The 26,584-nt window shown below is 38.4% G+C and carries 24 protein-coding genes and 3 tRNA genes; 8 read left to right on the forward strand and 19 right to left on the reverse strand.

The features are described from left to right. Nucleotides 1-8: 8 nt before the first annotated feature. Complete coding sequence (locus tag B9T30_RS08665) at nt 9-641, reverse strand: hypothetical protein (protein ID WP_086184621.1); 633 nt, start codon at nt 639-641, stop codon at nt 9-11. Nucleotides 642-750: 109 nt separating this feature from the next. Here B9T30_RS08665 and B9T30_RS08670 point away from each other — a divergent pair, with 109 nt between their 5' ends. Beyond that, nucleotides 751-1,146 carry a DUF3144 domain-containing protein gene (locus B9T30_RS08670; RefSeq protein ID WP_086184622.1) on the forward strand — a complete coding sequence of 132 codons (396 nt, stop codon included), beginning with the start codon at nt 751-753 and terminating at the stop codon, nt 1,144-1,146. A gap of 123 nt (nt 1,147-1,269) precedes the next feature. Beyond that, the gene (locus tag B9T30_RS08675) at nt 1,270-2,334 is read left to right on the forward strand and encodes an amidohydrolase family protein (RefSeq protein ID WP_086184623.1); all 1,065 of its coding nucleotides are present in this window, start codon (nt 1,270-1,272) and stop codon (nt 2,332-2,334) included. 93 nt (nt 2,335-2,427) lie between these two features. Here the strand turns inward: B9T30_RS08675 and B9T30_RS08680 are convergent, their stop codons facing one another. From B9T30_RS08680 to B9T30_RS08690, 3 genes are all read right to left on the reverse strand, one after another. Continuing rightward, the gene (locus B9T30_RS08680) at nt 2,428-5,193 is read right to left on the reverse strand and encodes a M16 family metallopeptidase (protein ID WP_086184624.1); all 2,766 of its coding nucleotides are present in this window, start codon (nt 5,191-5,193) and stop codon (nt 2,428-2,430) included. A gap of 447 nt (nt 5,194-5,640) precedes the next feature. After that, complete coding sequence (locus B9T30_RS08685; RefSeq protein ID WP_086184718.1) at nt 5,641-6,462, reverse strand: PhzF family phenazine biosynthesis protein; 822 nt, start codon at nt 6,460-6,462, stop codon at nt 5,641-5,643. Nucleotides 6,463-6,634: 172 nt separating this feature from the next. Beyond that, entirely contained in the window at nt 6,635-8,023 is a 1,389-nt protein-coding gene (locus B9T30_RS08690) for an L-cystine transporter (RefSeq protein WP_086184625.1), read from the reverse strand. A 386-nt stretch (nt 8,024-8,409) separates the two neighbouring features. On the opposite strand from B9T30_RS08690, the gene gloB reads away from it, so the two are divergent. Next, nucleotides 8,410-9,141 (forward strand): hydroxyacylglutathione hydrolase, encoded by a 732-nt coding sequence (gene gloB / locus B9T30_RS08695; RefSeq protein ID WP_086184626.1) that lies wholly within the window; start codon nt 8,410-8,412, stop codon nt 9,139-9,141. Between the two features lie 622 nt (nt 9,142-9,763). After that, nucleotides 9,764-9,967 carry a hypothetical protein gene (locus B9T30_RS08700; RefSeq protein WP_004648669.1) on the forward strand — a complete coding sequence of 68 codons (204 nt, stop codon included), beginning with the start codon at nt 9,764-9,766 and terminating at the stop codon, nt 9,965-9,967. 533 nt (nt 9,968-10,500) lie between these two features. Here B9T30_RS08700 and B9T30_RS08705 read toward each other — a convergent pair. The 5 genes from B9T30_RS08705 to B9T30_RS08725 all read right to left on the reverse strand — a co-directional run bounded on the left by B9T30_RS08705 (nt 10,501) and on the right by B9T30_RS08725 (nt 13,239). Next, nucleotides 10,501-10,585, reverse strand: a tRNA-Leu gene (locus tag B9T30_RS08705). A gap of 38 nt (nt 10,586-10,623) precedes the next feature. Then, nucleotides 10,624-10,697: transfer RNA gene (locus B9T30_RS08710), tRNA-Trp, on the reverse strand. Nucleotides 10,698-10,730: 33 nt separating this feature from the next. Beyond that, nucleotides 10,731-10,815: transfer RNA gene (locus B9T30_RS08715), tRNA-Leu, on the reverse strand. Between the two features lie 107 nt (nt 10,816-10,922). Then, nucleotides 10,923-11,738, reverse strand: a complete 816-nt coding sequence (locus B9T30_RS08720; RefSeq protein WP_171264144.1) for a serine/threonine protein kinase — start codon at nt 11,736-11,738, stop codon at nt 10,923-10,925. After that, nucleotides 11,728-13,239: a DUF3336 domain-containing protein gene (locus tag B9T30_RS08725; RefSeq protein WP_086184628.1), complete on the reverse strand. Its 1,512-nt coding sequence runs from the start codon at nt 13,237-13,239 to the stop codon at nt 11,728-11,730. The genes B9T30_RS08720 and B9T30_RS08725 overlap by 11 nt, the downstream gene beginning before the upstream one ends. A 189-nt stretch (nt 13,240-13,428) precedes the next feature. Between B9T30_RS08725 and B9T30_RS08730 the strand changes: the two genes are divergently transcribed. Both B9T30_RS08730 and B9T30_RS08735 read left to right on the forward strand, forming a co-directional pair. Then, nucleotides 13,429-14,301 carry an ATP-binding protein gene (locus B9T30_RS08730; protein ID WP_086184629.1) on the forward strand — a complete coding sequence of 291 codons (873 nt, stop codon included), beginning with the start codon at nt 13,429-13,431 and terminating at the stop codon, nt 14,299-14,301. Between the two features lie 269 nt (nt 14,302-14,570). Continuing rightward, nucleotides 14,571-15,137: a DUF4385 domain-containing protein gene (locus tag B9T30_RS08735; protein ID WP_086184630.1), complete on the forward strand. Its 567-nt coding sequence runs from the start codon at nt 14,571-14,573 to the stop codon at nt 15,135-15,137. A 166-nt stretch (nt 15,138-15,303) separates the two neighbouring features. Here B9T30_RS08735 and tsaD read toward each other — a convergent pair whose 3' ends face one another. Next, entirely contained in the window at nt 15,304-16,320 is a 1,017-nt protein-coding gene (tsaD, locus tag B9T30_RS08740; RefSeq protein ID WP_086184631.1) for a tRNA (adenosine(37)-N6)-threonylcarbamoyltransferase complex transferase subunit TsaD, read from the reverse strand. A 144-nt stretch (nt 16,321-16,464) separates the two neighbouring features. On the opposite strand from tsaD, the gene rpsU reads away from it, so the two are divergent. Both rpsU and B9T30_RS08750 read left to right on the forward strand, forming a co-directional pair. Continuing rightward, nucleotides 16,465-16,680 carry a 30S ribosomal protein S21 gene (gene rpsU / locus B9T30_RS08745; RefSeq protein WP_001136722.1) on the forward strand — a complete coding sequence of 72 codons (216 nt, stop codon included), beginning with the start codon at nt 16,465-16,467 and terminating at the stop codon, nt 16,678-16,680. Between the two features lie 39 nt (nt 16,681-16,719). Next, the gene (locus B9T30_RS08750; RefSeq protein WP_004648662.1) at nt 16,720-17,166 is read left to right on the forward strand and encodes a GatB/YqeY domain-containing protein; all 447 of its coding nucleotides are present in this window, start codon (nt 16,720-16,722) and stop codon (nt 17,164-17,166) included. Nucleotides 17,167-17,240: 74 nt separating this feature from the next. Here B9T30_RS08750 and B9T30_RS08755 read toward each other — a convergent pair whose 3' ends face one another. The 9 genes from B9T30_RS08755 to B9T30_RS08795 form a co-directional block, all read right to left on the reverse strand. Continuing rightward, complete coding sequence (locus B9T30_RS08755) at nt 17,241-17,603, reverse strand: hypothetical protein (protein WP_086184632.1); 363 nt, start codon at nt 17,601-17,603, stop codon at nt 17,241-17,243. An 80-nt stretch (nt 17,604-17,683) separates the two neighbouring features. After that, on the reverse strand, nt 17,684-18,052 hold the full coding sequence (locus tag B9T30_RS08760) for a GFA family protein (protein ID WP_086184633.1): 369 nt from the start codon (nt 18,050-18,052) through the stop codon (nt 17,684-17,686). 48 nt (nt 18,053-18,100) lie between these two features. Then, entirely contained in the window at nt 18,101-19,540 is a 1,440-nt protein-coding gene (locus tag B9T30_RS08765; RefSeq protein WP_086184634.1) for a M48 family metalloprotease, read from the reverse strand. Between the two features lie 86 nt (nt 19,541-19,626). After that, nucleotides 19,627-20,595, reverse strand: a complete 969-nt coding sequence (locus B9T30_RS08770) for a 2-hydroxyacid dehydrogenase (RefSeq protein WP_086184635.1) — start codon at nt 20,593-20,595, stop codon at nt 19,627-19,629. An 18-nt stretch (nt 20,596-20,613) separates the two neighbouring features. Next, nucleotides 20,614-21,255: a hypothetical protein gene (locus tag B9T30_RS08775; protein ID WP_086184636.1), complete on the reverse strand. Its 642-nt coding sequence runs from the start codon at nt 21,253-21,255 to the stop codon at nt 20,614-20,616. Between the two features lie 115 nt (nt 21,256-21,370). After that, a complete protein-coding gene (locus tag B9T30_RS08780; RefSeq protein WP_413772565.1) occupies nt 21,371-23,221 on the reverse strand; it encodes a M48 family metalloprotease in 1,851 nt (616 codons plus the stop codon). 130 nt (nt 23,222-23,351) lie between these two features. Then, the gene (gene purF / locus B9T30_RS08785; protein WP_086165696.1) at nt 23,352-24,890 is read right to left on the reverse strand and encodes an amidophosphoribosyltransferase; all 1,539 of its coding nucleotides are present in this window, start codon (nt 24,888-24,890) and stop codon (nt 23,352-23,354) included. Nucleotides 24,891-24,914: 24 nt separating this feature from the next. Continuing rightward, a complete protein-coding gene (locus B9T30_RS08790) occupies nt 24,915-25,499 on the reverse strand; it encodes a CvpA family protein (RefSeq protein WP_086184638.1) in 585 nt (194 codons plus the stop codon). Beyond that, on the reverse strand, nt 25,496-26,506 hold the full coding sequence (locus B9T30_RS08795; protein WP_086184639.1) for a quinone-dependent dihydroorotate dehydrogenase: 1,011 nt from the start codon (nt 26,504-26,506) through the stop codon (nt 25,496-25,498). The genes B9T30_RS08790 and B9T30_RS08795 overlap by 4 nt, the downstream gene beginning before the upstream one ends. Between the last annotated feature and the right edge of the window lie 78 nt (nt 26,507-26,584).

The following is a 26,584-nucleotide window of genomic DNA, read 5'->3' on the forward strand; positions in this document are numbered from 1 at the left end:
ACCATCCATTAGCGATATTTGCCGAAAATTTTCCACGTATTATTATCAGCTAACGGGTCACTATAGCTATCGTTACGCTGTTTACGCGGCTTATCACGTGCATCGACCAATTCAAAGTGTGGCTCTGTACTAAGTACAATACCATTCACATAAAATCGCGTCCGCGTATATTCACTTTGCCCATGCTGAAACACATAGGTACGTAAGTCAATAAATTCACGGTGTGCCACTAACGCAGCAGTATCATCACTTTCAAGCCAAGCTTGCATCGCTTGAATTTGTGCAGCTTCATATTGTCCACATTTGTCTATTAAACTGGCAATACCGCGAAAAGTCTTCGACTCTTTGGCACGAGTTTTATTAATCCGAATCCGATCCACATGAAAATAAAATAAAGGCAAGTTCAAATGACTGGGTAAATGAATCGCATCTACTACCTCATCCTGCATAAAAGGTTGAAATAGATCCTGTGCCCTTTCAATAAGCCCTGTCCATTGCCGATAATATTCTTCAACTTCGACCTTGGAACCATAATAAATAGGCAAACCTTCAACATTGGCTAAATTTACAGGTGGCCAAATATTTTGACGCAATAAAGCAATGTCACTTTTTAAACTTTGTACCGCAATGGCATCTTGCATTACATTATCCATTTTTATACTTAGGCTATTTTTAGATTAAGCCAAAGGTTTAGTTTCTGCAAGCCTTTGCCTATAATATGGCATTAGATCGTTTTTGCAGGAAAAGTTCATGGTTCAAAAGATTGAAGCAACAGATGTAACCGAAGAAGAAGCGTTAAATGCTGTTTTTTTTGAACGTGCTGATGAATTTATTAAACATGCCAATGACTTTTGCCGTATTGAAAAAGGTTCACAAGTAAAGCCGCCTGAAATACGTGGGCAAGTCAGTGCTGCAATGTTATTTGGTACGGCGCGTTTTAATACGTGGGTCGCAGCAAATAACTTTAAAGATGGCAATGAAATGCGGGATGCGAAAGATCAAGTCATGTCTTACATCATGCAACAATTTCAAATGATGCTTGAAGATAACTATGATGAATATTGCGAACAGTTTGAAAACTATCTTCGCTTCCGTCATAACGAAGAATTTCATGCCAATAAGCATGACCATGATCACAAACATTGATCATTCGATTAAAAGCCCGTCAGGGCTTTTTTTAGGTCTTCATTTTTTGGATAAAAGGTTATTCAAAGCAATCATACTTTGCAGTATGGTAAATAGTCAGGACATGCTGAATTAGGGATACATATGCAACAACTGAATTTTGCAATGATTGATGCGCATATTCACCAATGGGATGCTTATCACATGTCCTATTCAGCCGCTTTAGCAGTTAAATTATTGGGTAAGCATCCTTACTTACTAGATAAGCTTGTGCGTCTGGTTAAATCCGATGACCTGATCGAAACACTTGGGTTAACCAATCACATTACTGCACCTTATTTACCTGAAAACTATCTACAAGATATTGGACATTACCCCGTCGAACAAGTCGTGCATGTTGAAGCCCGTTGGCATAAAAACAAAGGCAAAGGCGCTGCGGATGAAACCCATTTTATTGAATCTTTGTCTTTTAACCAAGAAACGGTAAAACTAGGCGGTATTATTGCAACAGCAGATCCGCGAGACAGTAATTTTAAAAAGATATTGCAGTTACACAGCAAGGCTTCGCCACGCTTTAAAGGCATTCGTAAAATGGCCGCAGTGCATGAAGATCAAGACATTTATGCTTGGGCAGATGAACCGCACTTATATGCTAATAAAAAATTTCTAAAAGGTTTCGAAGCCCTAGCACACTACAACCTCACATTTGATGCTTGGGTCTATTCCACCCAATTAAATGATGTGATTGCTTTAGCCAAACAATTTCCTGAAACATCCATTGTGCTGGATCATTTTGGCACACCCGCAGGGCTTTTTGGTCAGGTTGGTACACTGACGGGACTCACCAAAATTGCCCGTGAAAATATTTTATTTCGCTGGCAGGAAGATATGGCTGAGCTTGCCTTATGTCCAAATGTCTATACCAAAATGTCAGGTTTATTTATGCCTGTATTGGGTCATCAATTTCACAAGCAAGGTCGCGTAGCCAGTAAACAAGAAGTTTATGATTTAGCCATGCCACTCATTACTCACGTGCTGAAAAGCTTTGGTCCTTATCGAGTTATGTTTGCCTCTAATTTCCCGATGGATCGTGTCAGTACATCATTGGTGAATATTATTGATGCTTTTAGTGATGCTGTGGTGGCTTATGATCCAAATGCATTACAACAAGTTTTTCATCACACTGCTAAGCAGTTTTATTCGTTATAAAAAAGAACCTCCCTTAAATACAGGGAGGTTCTAAAGAGCATGTTATTTTTAACGCTTTATCACACAAGACGAGATGAAATGACTTTCATTCCATCATTTTTGTGCTTTACCATATTGGTCAGCCATCACTTCCACGAACTGATCTAGCTTGATGTATTTCTTAATGACAGCATCGACATCGGCTTTCGTTAATTTTGCCAACGCCTGATCACGCTTTTCACGGAACAATAAATCTCGATGATGTTCGAGTTGTGGCATTAACATACGATGAATATTACGTTCATCTTCCAAAGCGGTGACTCGTTTTTTCAAGATATTGGCTTTGGCAGCCTCCAACTCTTGCTCGGTCACACCTTTGCTGAGCAAATTGTTGAGAACTTTATGCACACTTTGTGAAACTTGTGCCGACTTACCTGCTGTATAATTGGCTTCAATGGTTAAAGCACCTGAATCAATCCAATCATCTAGGTCTAAACTACTGCCAAAACCATACACCAAAGCATTTTTTTCACGCAGTTCTTGTGCAAGATGTGAAGAAAGTTGTGAGTCGCCCAAAATATAACTAAACACCATTAAAGCTGGCGTATCTGGATGATCAGCACCGACAGGGAAAGTCAAAATAGATTGGTAATTGCCAAATTCACGTTGTTCCGATAAAGCATGCACCTTCTGTGCAGGATAAACTTGATAATCGGAACTGAGTCGTTGATATGGCAATTGCGCTTTCCAACTGCCAAATTCCTTTTGCAAGATTTTGAGCATCGTTTTGGCTTGGTAATCGCCAGTAATCGCAATTTGTGCATGATTGCTCACAAAGAAATTCTGATACAACGTCTTCACTTGCTCAACTGTTGCAGCCTTAATCTGTTGCTTTGCAAGATCAGGTTCAAAATGGTAACGCAAATCCCCAGGTTGATAGGTCTCTAACAAACGTGTCATGGTCAGCGCAGCCACTGTTTCTGGCTCGGTATAAGGTCGATCTAGAGCAGATAAACTTTGCGATTTAATCAAATCAAATTGTGATTGTTCAAACTTCGGTTTTTTCAAAACATCTAATATAAATTTAAAGTAGTCTTCGAACTTTTCTTTTTTCGCAACAATTTGAATGGTAATACTATTGCCTGATGCATTTGCAGCCGCACCACCACCCGCTTCAATGGATTTATCGGCAATATCTTGCAAGCTATATTGATCTGAACCACGTAATAATAAATACGCCATCAAATCTAAAACTTCACCTTGATTAAAGAGTGATTTTTCAGTACCAAAATCGATCGAAATCGTGGCATAAGTTTTATCATCACGTGTCGATGTTGGATATAAAGCGTACGAAATACCATTCTTCAATGTGCCACGTTGAATTTTCTTTTCAGTATTGACCAAGTACTGCTTAGAGGCTTTAACATAGTTAGCAACCTCCTGTTGGTAGACACGACTATCTTTCAGTGGCTCTTCTTGAATATCCGTTTGCGCTAAGGTTTTAGCGGGTTCAGCTGCTTGCTTTTGCTTTAATGCTTTTTTCTGCTCTTCAGGTGTCGGTTGAATATCGCCTGAAATACGATGTTGTGGGACTAAAAACTGGGTTAAGGTTTGGTTCACATCAGCCAGTTTAAGTTTTTTGACATTCTCCAAATCGGTAAAATACTGTGACCAATCGCCCTGATAAGACACATAATAATCACTCAAACGCCCGCCCAATGCTGCGGCATTGCTTAATACGCTGTCAGACTGATTTTGAATCAGGTTTTTTACCCGATTAAGTTCAGTTTCATTGAAGGGTTGATTTTTTTCTACCCCTGAAATTAATGCCGATTCAACTTTCTTAGCATCATGATTAGGTGCATAAATTGCGCCGATAAAAACCAAATTAAAGTCTTGATCCAACCATGTCGTTGATTGAACTGCTGTACTTAAACCTGTTTCCACGATACTTTGATAAAGATGCCCACTCGGCTGCATCGTATATAAATAGGGTGCTAAGGCAAGTTCAGATTTGATTTTTTCATTTTTACCATTCAAATAAATATTGAATTTCGCCAGATCACTGCCCTTTTGCACCAGAAAATTGCGCTGTTTCATTTTAGACGAATCAAGCACAGGAACTTTGGTCTGTGCTGGAACTTGGCGTGCTGCAATTGGACTGAAATTTTGGTCAATCTGTTTCAACACTTCAGCTTTATCAAATTTACCTGAAATCACCATCACGGCATTATTAGGTGCATACCATGTGCGATAAAACTTATTTAACTCATCCATTTTAATTGATTGTAATTCGTTTAAATCACCAATCGGTAAACGTCCTAAATATTGATTGCCATAAGCCGACTTCCACATTTGATCCATCATCACAGAAAAAGGCTGATCCATACGAACTTCACGTTCACGTTTCACAATCGAAATTTCTGAAGGGACAAATTTTTCTTGTAAAACCAATTTATCCATCCGCTCAGCTTCAAGATGAATCACTTCATTAATCACATTTTGTTCTGGTCGAATGACATTGGTATATTTGGTCGAATAATAATCCGTACTAGCATTAGTCATTAAGGTATATTGATCAAGACGACGTTGAAATTCTTCGCCTTGAATATTCTGTGTCCCTTTAAAAGCCAAATGCTCTAATAAATGTGCTAAACCGCCTTTACCCTGCGGATCATTCAATGAACCGGTTAAATAAACCGTATTCATGAACACTTTATTTTCTTTATCATTTTGCGCAAGAATCACACGAAAACCATTCTCTAATTTATATTCCTCAATCTTTTGTTGAGATTTAACTAAAATAGGTTGTGACCAAGCAGTGGCACTCAAGCCTACTAATAATAAGGAGATGGTAAGTTGTTTAAACCGCATTAACATAATTATCCTAATTTATTCAATCATATGAATTTTTATAACCCTGACATCTTAGGAAATGATTTTTAGTTTTAATAGTGGTTTTTTGAAAAAATAGCCGTTTATTTCAACTAATCCCAGTCAGTTAAGAAACTGATGGGTATTTTTTTAAATTCATAAAGTTATTCGATACGCGGAAACGTCATCCGCAACTGTTCGAGGCAAAACCGCTTTAAAAAGTAAGGTTTCTGCGATTTAATTGATCAATAAAAGGTATTTGACGAGTTTTGCGGATGACAAATGCTTTTGGTTCTTTCGGCGTAACAAAAGAACAAACGAGCTCCAAATATTTTATTCAAGGATATAAGACTCCGCCATGAATAACAAAAGTTAAGGAGTTTATTTCTAAAATCCTTAACTGATCAGCATTAGTTTATTTCAACGGCTTTTCAGCTCATCTTGATCAATATTTTACAAATACAATTCTGCCTGCATATACAGTTTTGCATAACCTGAAATTTCAATCCGTTCATTTTCAAGCACCACACAATACAACTCACCTCCGCGCTGTGAAGCTTGATAAGCTAAAATTTCATTTTTAGCCAATTTTTCAGCCCAAAGGGGTGCAATCGCGGTATGAATTGAACCCGTGACTGGATCTTCATTAATACCATTGGCTGGGGCAAAATAACGAGAAATACAATCATATTGTTCGGCTTGCGCAGTTAAGGCCAAATCAACCAATGTTCCTTGTGCTGTAATTGCCGTGCGAATTTTCCCCAATTGTTTTAACAGTTCTAAATTTGGTGTTTCATCTATGACATGTTGTGGGTTTTCATATTCCACAATATAAGCTTGGCTATTCAAATACACATTTTTAAATGGCTTGCTTAAAGCTTGATCGAGTATTTCAGGGTAGTCCGTAATCTTCTTTGCACGGCGAATTGGAAAATTCATTTTGATTTTGCCATCTGTCTCTTGACTGACCACAAAGATACCCAAATTTTTCACATGAAATTGAATTACTTTAGCAGAGGTAAAATCTTTAAACAGCACAAAGCTACTGGCTAAAGTCGCATGTCCACAAAAATCAACTTCTGTTGTTGGGGTAAACCAACGAATTTCATAATTTTCTGCATCAATGACTTTTACAAATGCCGTTTCAGACAAATTATTTTCTAAAGCTAAATTTTGCATCAATGCTTCATCCAACCATTGTTCGGTCACAATCACTGCGGCTGGATTGCCTTTAAATAACACATTGGTAAAAGCATCGACCTGATACATTTTCATATTCATTAACCTCACTGTATTTTTCATCATTTTACGCAACTCATCACAGCAAAATAGCGACAGATTTTAAAAAATAATTGATACAGATTATTTTTGAATAAAAAAAAGCCAATAGTAATCTATTGGCTTTATATAAACGCATCATATGGACACGCCAAGCAAAACTGATGATTTAAATTTCTTTTAAATCAGCTGAATCTTGTTCAAATATTGATTTATTTGTTTGACCTAACAACTGACTCGTGACCATACCCGCCGTCATGGATCCATCCACATTCAATGCAGTACGCCCCATATCAATTAACGGTTCAATTGAAATCAGCAATGCCACCAATGTCACAGGTAAACCGAGCATAGGCAACACAATAAGTGCCGCAAATGTTGCACCACCACCGACACCCGCAACGCCAACTGAACTTAAAGTCACCACACAAACTAAAGTGAGCATCCAAATCGGATCAAAAGGATTAATTCCCACCGTTGGAGCAACCATCACCGCCAACATGGCAGGATATAAACCCGCACAACCATTTTGCCCAATTGTAGTCCCAAAAGATGCTGAAAAACTCGCAATCGATTCTGGCACACCTAAACGTCTAGTTTGCGCTTCAATATTTAAAGGAATACTCGCAGCACTTGAACGACTGGTAAATGCAAAGCTCAGTACTGGCCAAACCTTTTTAAAGAACTGAATCGGATTCACACCTGTCAGCAATAAAATGACAGCATGTACAGCAAACATAATGGCTAAGCCCACATAGGACGCCACTAAGAAGCCACCTAAATTAAGAATATCTGCCATTTTAGAGCTAACAACGACTTTTGCCATCAGTGCAAAAACACCATAAGGTGTCAAGGTCATAATTAAACGTACCAACTTCATGACCCAAGCTTGTAAAATCTGTATCGCAGCGAGTACTTTTTGACCTTTTTCAGGATCGGTTTTAATTAGGTTTAAACCCGCCATTCCTAAAAGCACTGCAAAAATAACCACACTAATAATTGAGGTAGGATGAGCACCTGTCAGTTCTGCAAAGGGATTACTCGGAATAAACGATAAAAATAAATCAGGTATATTTAGATCGGATACTTTATCTGCATAGTCCGTTTGAATCGTATTGAGTCGCTCTGTTTCAGCAGTCCCTTGAACTAAGCCAATCGCACTTAATCCAAATAAGTGGGTCACTAAAATCCCCACAGAAGCAGCAATTGCCGTAGTAAACAATAGCGTCCCAATGCTGAGGAAACTAATTTTCCCCAATGATCCTGCATCATGTAATCGAATGACTGCGCCCAAGATCGAGACAAAAACCAAAGGCATAACAATCATTTGTAAAAGTTTTACATAACCATTACCAATCAAATTAAACCATTGAGTAGTGTCTTTCAATATAGATGAGTTTTCACCATAAATCAGGTGCAAAACCAAACCAAAAGCGACACCTAAACATAAACCGACTAAAACTTTTTTCGCTAAGCTCCAGTCTGTTTTTCGTGTTTCGGTTAATAAAAGCAATAAGACAAAAAATGCGATAACATTCAATATCAAGGGTATATTCATATTTCTTCCCTTAGGATAATCTGTCTCTATTATAAAGCAAAACTTAATGCTGCTTTTAATCCCTTAATGTCCTTCGTACATTTATTCTTCTCAATGAATTAAAAATTCAGCTTTTATCATGACCACCATTGCTTATACAAAAAATCAAAGCCGTTATGATCAATAATCTATAACAATAAAATTCATACGGCTTTATTAAGTTTTCATCAAATCATGAGTAGACACTTTAAATAGCAGAGCCGAAACTTCACAGCTTTTATCAAGTTTTAGACACGCAACTCAGACTAGGCAATCGGCCTGAATATTATGTTTTTGCACTCTATGACTAGAAAAAAATCGACTTTAACGATAGCTTATTCATATCTATCTTACGGGTCTTGTATCTCATGACTTTTCAAATTCATATGATTGATGTCAAAAACCAATTACAAAACTATATTTGGTTATTAGAGCATCAACCAAGTAAGGATGTTGTTGCGATTGACCCAACCGAAGCACATTTAGTAGAAGCTTACTGTGCGGAAAACAACTTAAACTTAACGCAAATTTGGCTCACGCATTGGCATAAAGATCATACTGGTGGCGTACCAGAGCTATTACTTAATCGTAATATTCCAGTTTATGGCCCACGTGAAGAATTAACTAAAGTCCCCTTTATTACTCACCCGCTACAAGACCAAGCACAAATTAAATTTCATGATTTGGACGTTGAGATTATTGCAGTGCCGGGTCACACATTGGGTCATATTGTCTATTTTATCGAAGCTTTAGAACTTGTTTTTTGCGGTGATACACTCTTTGCAATGGGATGTGGTCGGGTCTTTGAAGGAACATACGAGCAAATGTATCATTCGCTCAATCGTTTGGCTGCTCTACCTGCGCGTACAAAAGTTTACTGCACTCATGAATACACCCTTGCAAATGCAAAATTTGCATTGCATGTAGAACCAAACAATTTAGCGATTCAACAGCGCTTTGATGAAGTTGAAGCTAAGCGCATGCTCAGTCAATGCACGCTCCCCAGTACCATTGAATTAGAATTAGAAACCAACCCATTTTTAAGAGTCGAAAGTGTGGAAGAATTCCAACGGCTAAGAGAGTTAAAAGATAACTTTTAACTTTGGCTGATAAAATTTGATACATCTAAGCATGAGCTTCTAGCGCAACTTGAATCAGCAACCTGTATGCCCTAGCACATGGCAGCAATAAGAACTAAATCTTGTTGCTGCATCTTTTGAATTTGACTCAATACACGCTACCGCTGTAATCATCTCATCTCATCACCTTACCAAAGTATCAGCATTAAGCAGCCTATCCTGTTCAAAGCTCATTTAAGATGGTTTAGGTACATCCAAGCTACGCACAAAATGACTCAATCAGGTGAGCTTTAGCACTTCTACTGCAAATTTAGAACAATAGTCAGCCAAAGTCCGACAAAAATTATTGAGCAATACTTTAAAAATTGTGTATAAATATTTCCATTATTTTACAACACATACAATTACCAATAAAAACAATATAAATCAGTTCAATACAACTCAAACAATCAGCCAAAATGCTATCTTACATTTAACTTTCAGTGCAAATTTTAACGATTATTTACGCTATTTTTGTATAAAAAACCAACCAAATATTTTTTTTATAAAAAACAGCACAAATCTCCCCTTTAAAAAAAACCACTTCACCCCTATTAATTATGAAGTGCCCACAAGGTATTTAATATAGACAAGGAGTTCTCTCGTGAAGAAAGTTGTGAAAGCAAAAAATTTAATTGCATTTCGTATTTGGTTAGAAAAATTAGGCTATTCAGTAAAATCATTAACCGACAATCGCGGATTTACTTTTAGCTTTAAAAAAGAATATGGTCTTGTAACGTGTGATTTAGCGGGGAATTCACTTGCAATGCAACTGGGTGAAGAATTTGAAGATCATTTAAAAGCTTAAAGACAAGTTCACTTTTAGATCGAGATAAAAAGAATAACGTATTGCAATATATTGAAAGCCCTGTTTAGATAATGCCAGTCAATTAAGAAATTGATTGGCATTTTATTTTAAAATTCTAGATATTATTTGATACGCGGAAACGTCATCCGCAACTTGAGCAATAAATAAAGCACGGCTTTATTTTGCAGTGCAAAGCATGAGGTGTATACACCGCAAGATTGAAAAAGTAAGGTTTCTGCGATGAATTGATCAATAAAAGGTATTTGACGAGTTTTGCGGTGAGGCGCACTGCGCCGCAAGATGCCTTTCTTACGAACTCAAAATATATTTTGAGGATTCTCATTTTGGCTTAACAAAAGAACCAACGAGCTCCAAGTATTTGCTTTAAAAGCATAAGACTCTGTCGTGAATAGCTAAGAAGTTAGTTGTAAACCCCTCAACTGATCAGCATTACCTCTTTAGGGCTTTTTATTTAACTTTTCATTATGTACAGGCAATAAAAAAGCAAGGTCAATAACCTTGCTTTCATATGATGGTGGGGACGGAGAGACTCGAACTCTCACACCTTGCGGCGCTGGAACCTAAATCCAGTGCGTCTACCAATTTCGCCACGTCCCCATCAGGGTACCAACATTTTGTTGGATTTTTAAAAAACTTGGCAGAGGATCAAGGACTCGAACCTTGACGAACGGTTTTGGAGACCGTCATGCTACCATTACACCAATCCTCTATAGCCTTATTATCAAACAAGTTTGATAATAATTGGTGGGGACGGAGAGACTCGAACTCTCACACCTTGCGGCGCTGGAACCTAAATCCAGTGCGTCTACCAATTTCGCCACGTCCCCAATGGCTGTGTATATTATAGAGATCGATTCATGATGACAAGACCTTTTTATGAAAAATCTATTTGTTTGTTTAAATAAAAAACAAAAACAGTTTTTCTGTATTTTTCTTAAACAATTTCAGTCATTAAGCACTGTTTTAGAGTGTAAATATTAGCAAATCTATATTCTTTTTGCTTCGCCAGCATTCCGCTTAAAAGCTTTTTAAACAGCAAAAAATGTTCTGGAAGTTCAATCATTAACCTTTGACAGTGCAAATAAGCCCACTCTTGATAATTTTTTGCAGTCAGACGCTGCCCTGTAAGCCATTCATAAATAATGATGCCTAGTGCATAAATATCGGTTTGAATGGTTTTTGCCGCACCATGAAACAACTCAGGTGCCATATAACGTGGCGTTGCTGTTAAGCTTTGCAATGCGATCTGTGAATTAATTTCTTGTACATGTTCAAAATCAATCAAGCACACTTTTTGTTGATACTGAACCAAATGCTCTCTTTTTAAATCAGCGTGAATCCAGCCCAATTGATGTAATTGATCAACGGCATTGAATAACTGTAATAGTATTTCTTGGATCTCTTGAATCGACAGAGCAGAACAATCATGAAGCAATAAATCTGCATGCCTTACAATCAAGGCAGCTCTCCCTGACACTTGTTGCTCAGCCAAAATGTTGACGTCAGGCATAATTTGAAAGGGTAACAAAAAATCTGCACAGCTTTGTTGTTCTATACATTGTTGATAAAAAGCCAATTCATTTAAAAATCCAGCTTCATAATCTGGATTCACATTCGGTGCTTGGGTTTTCAACCAATAATGTTGCTGCTTATATTCAAATGCATATAAAGCACGCCCAAAAGCTAAACTTGTCGGCTTGGTCTTTAACGTTAAATTTAAACGAGAAATATCTTCAACATTAAACTGCAATAAATTCTGCGGCTTTTTGCTCTGGATCCTGTTGATAATTTAAAAGCTCCAAACAATGTTGAATGGTTTTACCTACGCGGGCATGCGTTTCAATGGATGACATTTTAGGCCATGTCGCCTGCTCACCCTCACGCTGTAATAATTTAAATAAATATGGCCGTGGATTTTGCAACATATAAGTATAGTGCCGCGAACTATAATTACCCACAATATTCAAATCACCATAATAGCCTTGGTCTACCACACCATAACCATGATCGAGCAAGCGTCGTATCGGTGGAATTTTTCCAACCCGCCCACGGGCAAAGTCCATAATTCCTTTGGTAATGACCTTACCCTGACGACGAATAATCCGTTCTGGCCAACTTAACATATCTTTGCGATAGCGCTCTGCATCACTTTGCATAAACGGCACAATATGTGGATTGACCTGACTGGCAATGGTGTAATTTAAATTATACAAGCGTGCCATTTTCTCTTGAGGAAAATCACTGCGTACACTGCCATCGACCCAACGCGTGGATGCCATATATGGCGTTAATTCACCATCGTAGCGTTTACTGGTGAGTCTAACTGGCGGAAATAATATCGGGACTGCACAGGACGCTAAAACGGCACTCCAGACCAACAAATCTGGTGACGTGTAGGCATTCATAATCCGCGCTTCTTGTGAAGCATCATAAGGGGCTACAGCCACGTTGATGTGCAAGCCAGAAATTTTAAATGCTTCCTCAAAGGTAATATCACCTAAATTTTCCACAAGAAATTTCTTTAGGTATTTCACATCAGCAAGACCACCATTACCTTTGAGAAGTTCACTGAATTTACGAAAATGGAAAGCTTCACTAAAAAAGTTTTCACCATTTAAACGCGCTGAAATTTCTGAGGGTTTTGAAGTCCCTAGCATTGCCGTCATAATAGCCCCTGCACTTGAGCCTGATAATACTTTGGGCATCAAATCTTGCTCAAGTAAAGCCTTACACACTCCCGTATGAAACAAACCTAAGGTTGCTCCTCCGGAGAACATTAAGGCAGGTTGCCCATATGCTTTTTTACAGTGCTGAAAAAAATCAATTTTTTCTGACAATGACAAACACTGGCAAGCAGTTGAAGCAATATAAGCCAGACTTTCACTGACTTCTTCCACATAATCTTCAATAATTTTTTTAGTTCCCATATATGTCGCAGTAAACAACATGGGATGAGCAATATTCGCAATATCGTAGGTTAAACCTTCACGTAATATATACATGAGATCACGGGTACGTTTTTGGAAACGATAGCGTTTTAATAAAACTAATCGATGAGCAATAATTTCAGCATCAAAATAAGGTGAACAGTTATCAAATTTCCATTCTTGCGCGCCAGATTCTTCATCTATTTTCAGCGCGATACTTTTCCATTCTTCATATGATTCGGCTGTTCCAAGTTGGCTTTTTAATTTTTTTATTCGATACGCTTGATGTGGATTAATATCTTGTGTGAAATCTTTAAATAACATACCTATCCCTCAAACATTTTCATTTTCATCCACTATCCATGATAGGGCATCAAGCATGACATTGACAGAAAACTCAGCGGATTATCATGACAAAAAATGCCTATTCCATTGGCAAATCACGACTAATTGATATACAGTTCTTAAGCAAAACTATCTTTTTTATCTTTTAAACGTACAAGCTGAACAATCATGGCAACAATTGATTTACCTGACCATATCTTAGAAGCTCTTTCCACTGTACTCCAACAACTACAGCAGAACTTACCAGAACTGAAACAAGAAACTGACTTTTCAGCATCCGCTTATAAATGGCAAGACAAACAATTGAAAGCCATTCAACAACCGAAGAAAATTTATTTAGATGATTTAAAAGGGATTGAAAAGCAAAAAGAAAAAGTAATTCAAAATACCTTGCAATTTCTGCAAGGTCTACCTGCTAATGATGTACTACTCACAGGCTCACGTGGTACGGGAAAATCTTCTATTGTCCGTGCTTTACTGACTCAATATGAATCTAAAGGCTTACGTTTAATTGAAATAGAACGTGATGATTTATCAGACTTACCCGAAATTCAGAAATTGATTGCAGACCGTCCTGAAAAATTTGTTGTGTATTGTGATGATTTGGCTTTTAACGCAGAAGATGAAAACTACCGCAGTTTAAAAAGTGTGCTAGATGGTTCCCTACAGTCAGGTTCAAGCAATTTTATTATTTATGCAACCAGTAACCGTCGTCATCTATTGCCTGAATTTATGCATGAAAATACGCCTGTGACACGCGTGGATGTCCCGCAATACAACGAATTACACCCTCAAGAAGCGATTGAAGAAAAAATTTCATTGTCTGATCGTTTTGGCTTATGGCTGTCTTTTTATCCAATGGATCAGAAGCTCTATCTAGAAATCGTAGAACATTATTTGGCCAAAGCAGATATTCACTTTACTGATGAAGTCCGAGCTGAGTCTTTAAGATGGTGTCAATTACGTGGTCAGCGTTCTGGACGTGCAGCTTATCAATTTTCCAAACATTGGATTGGTTCACAACGATTGGTAGCCTTTTAATTTCGCATGATTTCTGAAATAATGATCTAAAATCAAATGCACAATCATTTTAGGTTGTTGTTTCAGTCATTCCTATTTGCAAAAATTCTAGATTATTGATTGTTTAATATCTTCTTTCTCAAAGCACTGAATCCTTTTATTTGAGCGATATAAACAGCTATGGTTTATACATTGCAGTTTTGACCTATCACAACGCCTTAAACGCTATCCAACCTCTTTATGAATAGTGTTCATTATTCAGAGAAATCACACATTTTAAGGAATACCCCATGACCGATAATGAACAAGTTTCATTAACGCCTAAGTCTGATGCCAAAGCATTTTCACGCAGTTTTGACTTTTCACTCGACTTTGAAAAGATTAATTTTAGAAAACGTCCGACCTTATATCGTATTGGGCGCGGTGAAGAAGGTGTTTTATTGGTTGAACCGTATAAATCGGAAATTTCACCATTTTGGCAATTTGAAGATGAAGCACAAGCCACTGAAAGTAGTACAAAAATCTTTGCATTATTCTTAGATTATTTAGAGAAAAATGATTTTGTTGGCGCAGACATGGCAAGAAAATTTTTGCTCATGGGTTATACACGTGCGCGTCGTTATGCAAACCATAAAAAAGGCACATCTAAAACTGGCCGAAAAAATAAAGGTGCAACAACCAAAGTTAAAGTATTACTTAATGATGCTGTAACAACTGAAAAACATCCACGCAGCCATACAGATGAAGTCAAAGCGGCTGTGGCGAAAATTTTTAAAGATAAAAGTGATCAAGCAAAATTAAATCCAAAATATATTGAGCTTAAAGATCAATTCAATGCATTGATCCGTCAAGATTAATTAAAGCATTCATTAAGCTATTCATTTAAAAAGAGTAATTTCTCATTGAAAAATTACTCTTTGTATTGTTCCAAGTTTCTTTTCAACAATACACAACTTAAAACCATTAATATTGAGCCAAATGAAAAGAAAAAAGAGGCTTTCGCCTCTTTTCAAAATCCAATATTTAGCCCTGCTCAGGATTACTCAATTCCGTCATTGGCCAACGTGGTGTCGTGGTTACCGACAAACCATCGTGTTGCCCTGCTTTTAAACGCTGATAACCGGCAAAGGCAATCATTGCACCATTATCAGTACATAATGCAGGTTCTGCATAGTAAACAGTCGCTTTAATTTTCGCTAAATCTGCTTCTAAACGTTCACGCAAACGCGAATTGGCACTGACACCACCCGCAATCACCAACCGCTTTAACCCTGTTTGCTTCAACGCTTTAACCGATTTTTTAACCAAGGTATCAACCAAGGCTTCTTGAAAAGACGCAGCAATATCTGCTTCGCGGCCTTGACCAGCAACTTTTTTCAATTGAATTGAAACCGCAGTTTTTAAACCACTAAATGAAAAGTCCAATCCTTGGTGTAACATCGGACGTGGAAAATCAAAAGCGGTTGTACTGCCTTGCAAGGCTAATTTAGAAACATTCGGCCCACCCGGATAAGCAAGCCCCATCATTTTTGCGACTTTATCAAAAGCTTCACCCGCAGCATCATCAATTGACTCGCCAAGGAGTTCATATTGACCAATGCCATGTGCTGCCATAAGCTGGGTATGCCCACCAGAGACCAATAAAGCGACAAATGGAAATTCTGGCGGGGTTTCAGACAATAAAGGTGCCAGCATATGACCTTCCATATGATGCACACCAATTGCTGGTTTATTTAATGCAAATGCCAAGGTACGACCAAATAATGCACCCGTCATTAACGCACCCATTAAGCCAGGACCACGGGTATAAGCAATCGCATCAATTTCTGATTTTTGAATTTTACTTTCTTCAAGCAATTGATTCAACAAAGGAATCAGCTTACGGACATGGTCACGCGAAGCCAACTCTGGCACAACACCACCATATTCAGCATGCAATTTAATCTGGCTATATAGCACCTGTGCTCTTAAACCAACTTCACTGTCATAAAGTGCTAAACCTGTTTCATCACATGAAGTTTCTAAGCCAAGAACGATCATTAAACTGCCTTTTACCCGTATCTAAATATTGCTAATGCTATTATAGACTTGTGATATGAGATGTAAATGAGTAAAATACTGTCCTTCACTTGTGATCTAGGCAATCCAGTCTAGATCTTATCCATAACTTAATGAGGATTCTTCATGCCACAAGTTAAATTGAAAGAAGGCGAACCAGTAGACGTAGCTATCCGTCGTTTCAAACGTTCATGCGAAAAAGCGGGTGTTTTAGCTGATGTTCGTAAACGCGAATTCTATGAAAAACCAACTCAAGAACGTAAACGCAAAAAAGCTGCTGCAGTTAAACGCTACCAAAAGAAATTGGCGCGTGAATCTGTACGTACTACTCGCCTTTACTAAAATTAATTTGTGACTGATTGACTGAACTGGGAAAAATAGATGACGACTTTAAAAAACCAAATAACTGAAGTTTTGAAAGCAGCTATGCGCGCTAAAGAAATGTCTAAGTTAACGGTCATTCGTGGTCTACAGGCAGCAATCAAACAAATTGAAATCGATGAGCGCGTAGAGCTTGATGATAGTCGAGTTCTTGCGGTCATTGAAAAGCAAATCAAACAACGTAAAGAATCGATTAAAGCCTTTGAAGGTGCTAATCGACAAGACTTAGCTAGTAAGGAACAAGCCGAGGTTGAGATTATCTCTCAATTTCTACCAGCAGCTATGACTGAGGAAGAACTTGATTCAATCATTGCACAGACGATTACTGCGCAAGAAGCTACTAGCATGAAAGATATGGGTAAGGTGATGAATTCTCTACGTCCGATCATAGCCGGACGTGCCGATCCTGCACAAGTTTCTGCAAAAATTAAAGCAAAACTTGCGTAATCCCGCTCTTATCAAATCTATTCTTTAACGTTGAACTGCCTTTATTTCAAAGACAGTTCAAAAGTTGTTATTTTTTACTTCAAATCACATTGAACATTATATTTTTTCAAAATTAACATCTCTTTTGACGACATTACTTGATCAATCACATCCTGCTTAGTCATTTGTCGAAATTGACGATCTAGAGCCCCTCTATTTTGATCTGCTGCTTGATATAACTGCTCAACATAATCCCCAACAATTCCACAAAATTGCACCTGTTGCTGTGCTGTGAAATTGGTCTGTCGCGCATCTAAACCACTAAAAAAATTCCTTGTTTCCTGCTTATATTGCTTAGAAATTTCTTCCACTGCTGCCACATACTGCTCTACGCTCGCAAAGACACCACCAGATGCAGAACACCCCAGCATAAACATGCAAAATAATATTTTTTTCATAAATCAATCAATACTGTTCATTGTTAAAAACATAAATCAAACCAATATTATCATATACTTAGCAACTTTAACGGTAGATTTCATTCATCTATATGCAAAAAAGATGGTTTGTATTCCAAGTAAGCCTGTTCCGTCGGTGCTGGCAATTGACCACTCGTTACCGTTCCCAAGCGTAAACGTATAACCTCAGGTAAATCCACCCGATAAGAATAAATAGGACTACCACACTCTTGGCAAAAAACACGTGCTTTATGAGGACTATTAAAATATTCTTTTAGAAATTTAATACCGCTACTAATCTCGAATTTAGATTTATCCAGCGCACTATTCCAGCCAAATACAGAACCCTGAGCACGCTGACAGTGCTCACAATAACAGATGATTGTTTTTTCAATATCCGCATGATAACGGTACGTTACTAAGCCACATAAACATTGTCCTTCAACCATATCTAACCTCCTTATTTTTATTATCTTTATTGTAAAGATCACCCTAAATTAAATTTTTAGCTGTCGCTCTTTTTGCATTTCACCCAGTCGCATTTTAAGTTTTGCAGACAATACCTCATTATTTTTAACCAACCGCTCTGCATGCAACAATGACTTAATCGCATTTTCTTCCCAACCCGACCAATACTCAACCTCTGCCCGATAACGTAATACATTCACCGTTCTAAAAGGTGATTGTTGATCAATATTGGCAGCTTGCTGCATTAAACGCCATGCGGAAATATCCCTCGGATTCTTATTTGCAAAGGGCTGAATCAAACTCAAGGCTTGCCCCGCTTCCTTTTGACGAATCAACACTTCTGCCCACTTAAAAGCTAAAGCTCTATTTTCAGGCATAATGCGTGCAGTGGATTGAATCGCCTTATATGCTTCATCGACTTTATTTTGCCCTAAATAAATATCCGTTTGCATGAGAATCATCAAATTATTTAAACGCTGATGCAGCTTTGCCTGATCTAAAACTTGCTGAGCGAGAACATAATCGCCTTGTTTTAAATAAAATGCTGATAAAGCCAACTGTCCTGCAAAATTTTTACGATTTGCCAAAATTTGTAATTGTTGTTCCGTTGCCTGATTAGAGATCACCATACTGTACCATTTCAGTATTTCAAAATCCTCATCATGCAAATTCGACTTCACTTGAGGCAGTTGATTTGCCCTTAAGCGTGCCTCACTCATACGCTCCGTACTCAGTGGATGTGTCAACCAAAAATCAGGTAAAAAAGACACTTGACTGGTCGCGCGATGCATTACCTCAAAAAAGTCAGCCATACTCTGTGGGTTATAACCTGCTGAATACATATATTGCATACCAATACGATCTGCTTCACGCTCTTGGTTACGGCTATAATTCAGTTGCTTATCCATTAATGCAGCTTGTGTCCCCAGCATCACGGCCGTACCAACATCACCATCCGCTTGCGAAGCAACCAAAGCCCCGACTAAAAGTCCCGCTAAGGTCAGTAAACCTTGTCCCTTAAATGCTTCTTGTGAACGACTGTAATGACGTTGTGATACATGCGCCACCTCATGTGCCATTACACCAGCCACTTCATCCATATTTCGAGCAGAGGTAATTAAGCCTGCATTCAGGGCAAACAATCCACCGGGAACAGCAAACGCATTAATTTGAGCATCGTTAATAATTACCAAACCTATAGGCTGCCCAAGCTGAGTTTGGCTTAAAATATGTGAAAATACATTGAACAACTGATCTTCTAACCATGGGTTTTGCATGACTGGCATGTGTCTTTGCACTTCACGAAAGACTTTTTCCCCAATCATTTTTTCTTTTTGTTGGTCAATTAAACCAATTCCACTGCCAATTTCAGGAACACTAAACTGTGGCAAAGCATTCACATTAGCACTGTGAGTTGCCCCCATGACTGAAATCAAAGCCGTACTACAAGCCAATAAAAACCGTTTCAATGCTATATACTCAAACTGCTTTTTTTCAATTTATCAAACTATAGCATTGAAAATTGGAGGCATTTGCAATGAAGTGTTATCAAATTTTAAGAAAATACAGGATTCACGAGATAAGGTGGAGTTCGCCCTTCAAGTGCATCCACCACATTACGATAGGCGAGTTCAGCCATTTTTTTACGCGTCTCTGCCGTGGCAGAACCGACATGCGGCAAAGTCACCACATTATTTAAATGAAAAAGTTCTGATTCTTGTAAAGGCTCTTTCAAATAAACATCAAGTCCCGCAGCAAAAATTTTACCTGCCTTTAGGGTATCAATAAGTGCCTGTTGGTCTACAACAGAACCACGAGCAATATTGACAAAAACAGCATGGGGTTGCATGTTATCAAATTCAGATTGACCAATTAATGCTTTAGATTCAGCATTTAAATCAACAGCAACAACAACAAAATCAGACTGTTGCAACAACTCATTTAAACCGCAATATTTTGCATTTAAAGGCTGCGCTAATTCTAATTTTTCACGACGATTATGGTAAAGAATATTCATATTAAAACCATAAAAACCACGACGGGCAACAGCAGCACCAATATTGCCTAGACCAATAATGCCTAATGTTTTACCAAAAATATCATGCCCAAATTGTGCTTCACCCACAGTACGTTGCCAGTGACCTTGCTTGGTCCATTGATCCAAATAAGGTACTTTTCGCGCAGCACTCATCAGCAAAGTAAAGGCTAAATCGGCCGTGGTTTCAGTCAAGACATGCGGTGTATTGGCTAACCAAATTTTTTTCTGATTTAAATAAGCGAGATCATAATTATCATACCCCACACTCACACTGGAAATAATTTTAAGCTGCTGTGCCGTCGCCAAATTACTTTCATTCAGTAAACGCCCCGCACCAATCATAGCATCCGCATCTTTAACCTGTTCGCGGATTTGCTCATTCACATCACCCTGTTTCGGGTTAATTACCACCACATGATATTGAGCTTGCAAGCGCTGAAGCACGACTTGATCTAACTGACTAAAAACAACAACTTTCTTATTCATATCCCATCCGTGCTCTAATTACTTTTTTTGCATAAATTGCCATAGGCGTTTTTTCAACAATGGCTGATCGAGCATTTCTTGCAAGCTAGCCAAATTTATACTTTTAGGGTCAGTTAAATAAGGCAGCTGCCCAATTAAAATAATGTTTTTATCTGCACTAATGGCATCCAAGAAACCATGTACATAACTGTCTACACCACGACTATCTTGGAAATTAAGCAAAGGAAATGGCCATTGCAGCTCATAATATTCAGCCTGAAGTGCCTGCTGAATATTATTCCAAAGCTGCTGTTGTTCGGCTGTCATTGCCGTGGCATCAACAACAATCACACAATCGGGCAAGCCAAAAGCTTGCAATTGAAAAGGCGCGACCTGTAGAAGCGAACGCTCTTCTACAACCAAAGGTGCAACTTCAGTTGGCACTTCTTTGATCACCAATGCGGGTATCGTTAAAGGCTCTGTCCGAACTTTAGGCTGCTCAACCTGAGATACTATTGGTATTTTAGGCTGAGATTTCGCAATGACAATTTCAGTCAGATACTCAGGTGCTGCCTGATCTCGCCAAATCGATGACGATGGCATATTCTGACATGCAGCATCCTTAGGAATCCAAATATCAATTCCTAATGTCGCCAGTATGTCACGCTGATGCCCTATCATCTTTTTTCATCACCAATTTAATGCTTGGTATTCTAACGATAATATCTATATTTTGCTGTGCTTTTATTGCAGATTAGTTTAATCATCGCTCATCTATAATTTTTTCTCACCCTATTTACACAATCATCAAACTATTCTTTTTCTGCATTTGCTCAACAATTTCACTGGTTTCAAAACCAAAACGCCAATACAGCAATTGCAATACGTCTAATTCATCTTGGGTAATAATGCGATCACTCCACAAACACAATTCTGCAATTCCCAAAATACTTAAACGGTCACGTAATAGCAAACCAGCAATATCATTCAAAATTTCAGCCAAATCAATGGGTTCATCTGAAATTTCTGTATACATTTCCAGTTCTTTCGCACCCAGTACACGCTTTAGAATTTTTTCACGTACATCCAGTTGATTTAGGCTGTTAATCTGCTGCACATGCAATAAGGCATCAATCAAACGCACAATATCGGGTTTTACTTCCCCCAAAGAGGTTGGCATATGCAATGGCATAAGATTTAATTCAAATTTTACATATTCAAGCAGCAGTTCATCTAACAGTCCAATTTCACCATCTTCTTGAATAATCCGAGCCAATTTGGTTAAAAATTGCCGTGCAATTGTGGCTGGCATCCCCCCAATGTTTTTACATGCATCATAAAAAATAGAAATATGCACACGCCCATCCAAATTCAGCAAAGAATCGACAATTGCGCGACTCACCTCTGCTTCTGCTGGAATAAATTCACGATATTGGCGAATCATTAAAATCGCCACCATAACTTCGCGCGAACCCGTCGCAGTCTGCAAAGCCCTTAATATCAATTCTGGGCGCTGCATATTCTGTCGTATTTCTGGATTTAAAGGCTTAATGGCATCCTTAATGGCAAAACTTATGGGTGATAACCGCAAGAGTGGTAAGGGTTGTGGTGAACTCCATGGCAGATATATTTCACTATTCATTTCTTCTAGAGATCGAAATAAACTAAATAATGGTTGATTACGTAGCTTCTTTAAATTTTCGAGCTGTAAATCTTGTACCAAACCCGGATTTAGCTCATAAATACGCTGTTCAATCGCTGGATGGATATTCATCCAATTTTGTGGACTTAAAGAGTTTGCAAAACACATATGCGAAATAGATTCAGCATACTCACTATGAATTTGCGAGCCTGAATGATGCACATAAATTCTTAATAGTGTCTGAACATTGGCGTCATTTTGAATAAGGCGCTTGGTTTTTTGATCATTTTTAAAAGTTCGCCCCCCCAAAGATATATATTTGATAAAACGGGTAATCAAAATCCCAAGGCTCCCAATCAACCAAATAACACCTCCCATTGCAACAAAGGAAGTCGCAAATTTATGCGTATGTGCTTGACCGTGCTTGGTAAAACCCAGTTTGGCAATTTTACTGCCCCACTGGCTAAAAGTCGTCAAACTACTATAGAGAATTTTTAATCGCGTATTTTCTGCTGTTTCACCTGATAAAATTTTATTAAATTCATGACTTAACAACCCATAAAGCTCTAATTCATCTAAATTTTGTAAAGCACCCCAAGTCAAAATAATCACAATATCCCGCGGATAAAATCCAGCAGTCAGCGCATTTACACCGACTTCATCAGGAAGTACATATACAGCGGGTGTCTCGATTAAAAAGGTATTCGCCAATTGCTCCGTTACTCTTAAAGCAACACTTTCTTCAGGAATACTTTCAATTAAACTGAGTCGACGAGCGCCCAACTGTTTTGCAAGCGAATGCCCACCTGAACGGAATACATAGAATTCGTAAAGCACAGAAATGGTCATTACACTAAGCAACAACACAATGAGATAAGGGCTTAAAGCATGCCAAAAAATAGACTGAGTTGAATCAAGATAAAAGACCAACAAGCCCAAAATCGTATTTAAAATGAATAGCGTTAACAGCACGGCAAGTATACAAATACTTGCAGACCAAACCATGTTTTTATTTTTAATGAAAGAATAACCCACGCTCTTCAATGTAAAGATCCTCTATTACATTGTCTTTATTGAACTATCATAAATGAAAAAAGCGGGAAATTCCCGCTTTTCATCGAATTAAAGAAGAATTTTATTCTTCTTTTACTCCAGTAAGATCAACTGATGCGGCATCAATATTCACATCAATATAGCCACCTTTAGCTTTTTTTGCAGAATCATTACGTTTACGTTCAAGCTCATCTAAATAAGCTTCATCGATTCCGCCCGCAACGTACACACCATCAAATACAGAGCAATCAAATTCCTGTAATGCTGGCACTTTACTGGTACGCACTGCACCTTTTAAATCTTCCAAATCTTGGAAAATTAAACGGTCTGCACCAATAATTTCACGGATCTCTTCAACGCTACGACCAGATGCAATAAGCTCATCTTTCGCAGGCATATCAATACCATACACATTTGGATATTTCACCATAGGTGCAGCAGAAGCAAAAAATACTTTTTTCGCACCTGCATCACGTGCCATTTGAATAATTTCGTTACAGGTCGTACCACGAACAATCGAGTCATCCACCAGCAATACATTTTTGCCTTTAAACTCAAGTTCCACTGGGTTTAACTTTTGACGAACTGATTTTTCACGCTGCTTCTGACCCGGCATAATGAAGGTACGTCCGATATAACGGTTCTTCATAAAACCTTCACGGAACTTCACACCAAGAATATTGGCAAGCTCTAAAGCTGAAGTACGTGATGTATCTGGAATTGGAATCACAACATCAATATCGTGTTCCTCACCCCATTCACGTGAAATTTTATAGGCAAGTTTTTCACCCATTTTTAAACGTGCTTTGTATACCGAAATACCGTCAATAATCGCATCTGGACGCGCAAAATAAACGTATTCAAAAATACATGGACGATATTCTGGGTTGGTTGCACATTGCTGGGTAAAAATCTCACCTTCTGATGAAATAAAGATTGCTTCACCCGGCTCAATATCACGTTCAACTTTAAAACCTAAAGCCCTAATCGCAACAGATTCAGAGGCAATGATGTATTCCATGCCCTGTTCAGTTTCGCGTGAACCATAAATCAGTGGACGAATACCATTTGGATCACGAAAGCCAACCAAACCATGTCCAGTGATCATTGCCACAACACCATAAGCACCCTTACAACGCTCATGGACACGTGAAACCACTTTAAAAATATCTTCCGCTGTTGGATTCAGCTTGCCATTTTTTTGCATTTCATGTGCAAATACGTTTAACAATACTTCTGAATCTGAATCAGTATTCATATGACGAAGATCTGTTTTAAACAAATCATCGTGAATTTCTTCAGCATTGGTCAAGTTACCATTATGCGCCAAAGTAATCCCATAAGGTGAGTTCACATAAAATGGCTGTGCTTCTGCACTGCTTGATGAACCTGCCGTAGGATAACGCACATGACCAATACCATAATTACCTAGCAATGCACGCATATGACGCGTATGAAAAACATCGCGCACCATACCGTTGTCTTTACGTAAAAACAACCGTCCTTCATGACAAGTTACTATTCCGGCTGCATCCTGACCACGATGCTGTAACATCGTTAATGCATCAAACAACATTTGGTTAACAGGTGACTTACCAGCTATACCAACTACTCCACACATAGCAACCTCGCAAACACGCTAGGATTAATAAAAAGGATTATTCGTTGATTCATCTGTACGCGCTGCATGCTTCTGCGTTTTATCAGATGACGAGCCTGAAGATTTCGATGCATCTTCAGACTTAATATGATCAAGCGCATCATGCGCCGCGTCTTTTGAAAGTTTGGTTGCCCATGGTGCATAAGGCATCAGGCGCTGTACAAGTTTAGATTGTTTCCAATGAGGAGAGCTTTCTACCCAAGGGCCAATTCCCTGCATGGTAATCAGTACAATCAACAAACCTTTTAAAGAGCCAAAAGCACCACCCGCTAAACGGTTTAATGGTCCTAATCTCAAGCTCTTTAATATTTTATTGAGTAATGCAGTAACAATCCAAGTTAAAACCACAATCACCAATACAATAAATGCAAAAGCTGCTATTTTTTGTACCACTGGATCTTGACTCAATGAGACCATCGAAGGTGCTAAGATGACTGCATATTTTGCACCAATAATCAGTGCAAAAATCCATCCTACCAAGTTCGCAAAGGCTGTAACCAATCCTTGTCGCAAACCGTTTAGCCCTCCAATGAGCAAAATAATGAGTACAAAGATATCCAGTGTATTCATAATGGTTTTAGAGCATCAACACAATCTTTAATCAGTGTTGGCCCTGTATATATGAGGCCACTATAGATTTGTACAAGGTTTGCACCTGCATTTTGTTTAGCCAAAGCTTGTTCACCCGACAAAATACCACCGACACCAATCAATGGAATTTGACCATCCAAAGCTTTCGAAAATGCTGCCAAACATGCTGTGCTTTTCTCAAACACTGGCGCACCAGATAAGCCACCTGCTTCGTCTGCATATTTAAGATTTTCCACGCCTTCACGTGACAAAGTTGTATTGGTCACAATCAACCCATCAATTTTAAATTGGAGCAATTGCTTTGCAATAAATTCAATATCTTCAGCGGTTAAATCTGGCGCAACTTTAAGCACAAGCGGTACGTAATGTTGATGTTCTTCTGCCAATTCAAGCTGACGCTTTCTTAGCGTTTCTAACAATTCTGTCAGTGCATCACCGCTTTGCAAGCTACGCAAATTCTTGGTATTTGGCGATGAAATATTCACCGTTACATAAGAAGCGTAATTATAGACTTTTTCAAGACAAATAAGATAATCATCGACTGCATTTTCAACTGGAGTATCGGCATTTTTACCAATATTAATCCCCAAAATTCCTTTGAATTTTGAAGCTTTGACATTTTCAACCAGTTGATCTACGCCATCATTATTAAAGCCCATACGGTTAATAATGGCTTTGGCTTCAACTAAGCGGAATAAACGAGGATGCGGATTACCCACTTGCGGACGCGGTGTAATGGTTCCAATTTCAATAAAACCAAAACCTAGTCCAGCTAAGGCATCAATATAAGCGCCATTTTTGTCTAACCCTGCCGCCAAACCAACTGGATTCGGGAATTGAATTCCCATACAAGTAACAGGTTTAGAGGCAATGCTTTGACGCATCATGCCCATACGATGAGCCGATTTCAATAACGATAGTGTTAGCTCATGTGCACGCTCTGGTGCTAAAGAAAACAACAAAGGGCGAGCAAGAGAATATAACATATCTGTAAAAGTCTACTGCTTTTTAAGTCGCCATATTATAGGCATAGCCTATCGAAAACACCATGCTTAGCGGGTCTT

Origin of the sequence: Acinetobacter sp. ANC 4973 (genome assembly GCF_002135275.1) — a bacterium.
Classification (GTDB): domain Bacteria; phylum Pseudomonadota; class Gammaproteobacteria; order Pseudomonadales; family Moraxellaceae; genus Acinetobacter; species Acinetobacter kyonggiensis.

Excerpts from the sequence above, each read along its gene's own strand:
- B9T30_RS08795 (WP_086184639.1), bottom strand. The coding sequence starts at position 26,506 with ATGTTATATTCTCTTGCTCGCCCTTTGTTGTTTTCTTTAGCACCAGAG.
- B9T30_RS08690 (WP_086184625.1), bottom strand. The coding sequence starts at position 8,023 with ATGAATATACCCTTGATATTGAATGTTATCGCATTTTTTGTCTTATTG.
- gloB (WP_086184626.1), top strand. The coding sequence starts at position 8,410 with ATGACTTTTCAAATTCATATGATTGATGTCAAAAACCAATTACAAAAC.
- B9T30_RS08680 (WP_086184624.1), bottom strand. The coding sequence starts at position 5,193 with ATGTTAATGCGGTTTAAACAACTTACCATCTCCTTATTATTAGTAGGC.
- B9T30_RS08685 (WP_086184718.1), bottom strand. The coding sequence starts at position 6,462 with ATGAAAATGTATCAGGTCGATGCTTTTACCAATGTGTTATTTAAAGGC.
- purF (WP_086165696.1), bottom strand. The coding sequence starts at position 24,890 with ATGTGTGGAGTAGTTGGTATAGCTGGTAAGTCACCTGTTAACCAAATG.
- B9T30_RS08750 (WP_004648662.1), top strand. The coding sequence starts at position 16,720 with ATGACGACTTTAAAAAACCAAATAACTGAAGTTTTGAAAGCAGCTATG.
- B9T30_RS08755 (WP_086184632.1), bottom strand. The coding sequence starts at position 17,603 with ATGAAAAAAATATTATTTTGCATGTTTATGCTGGGGTGTTCTGCATCT.
- B9T30_RS08730 (WP_086184629.1), top strand. The coding sequence starts at position 13,429 with ATGGCAACAATTGATTTACCTGACCATATCTTAGAAGCTCTTTCCACT.
- B9T30_RS08665 (WP_086184621.1), bottom strand. The coding sequence starts at position 641 with ATGCAAGATGCCATTGCGGTACAAAGTTTAAAAAGTGACATTGCTTTA.
- B9T30_RS08735 (WP_086184630.1), top strand. The coding sequence starts at position 14,571 with ATGACCGATAATGAACAAGTTTCATTAACGCCTAAGTCTGATGCCAAA.
- tsaD (WP_086184631.1), bottom strand. The coding sequence starts at position 16,320 with ATGATCGTTCTTGGCTTAGAAACTTCATGTGATGAAACAGGTTTAGCA.
- B9T30_RS08670 (WP_086184622.1), top strand. The coding sequence starts at position 751 with ATGGTTCAAAAGATTGAAGCAACAGATGTAACCGAAGAAGAAGCGTTA.
- B9T30_RS08775 (WP_086184636.1), bottom strand. The coding sequence starts at position 21,255 with ATGATAGGGCATCAGCGTGACATACTGGCGACATTAGGAATTGATATT.
- B9T30_RS08770 (WP_086184635.1), bottom strand. The coding sequence starts at position 20,595 with ATGAATAAGAAAGTTGTTGTTTTTAGTCAGTTAGATCAAGTCGTGCTT.
- rpsU (WP_001136722.1), top strand. The coding sequence starts at position 16,465 with ATGCCACAAGTTAAATTGAAAGAAGGCGAACCAGTAGACGTAGCTATC.
- B9T30_RS08675 (WP_086184623.1), top strand. The coding sequence starts at position 1,270 with ATGCAACAACTGAATTTTGCAATGATTGATGCGCATATTCACCAATGG.
- B9T30_RS08725 (WP_086184628.1), bottom strand. The coding sequence starts at position 13,239 with ATGTTATTTAAAGATTTCACACAAGATATTAATCCACATCAAGCGTAT.
- B9T30_RS08760 (WP_086184633.1), bottom strand. The coding sequence starts at position 18,052 with ATGGTTGAAGGACAATGTTTATGTGGCTTAGTAACGTACCGTTATCAT.
- B9T30_RS08780 (WP_413772565.1), bottom strand. The coding sequence starts at position 23,221 with ATGGTTTGGTCTGCAAGTATTTGTATACTTGCCGTGCTGTTAACGCTA.
- B9T30_RS08790 (WP_086184638.1), bottom strand. The coding sequence starts at position 25,499 with ATGAATACACTGGATATCTTTGTACTCATTATTTTGCTCATTGGAGGG.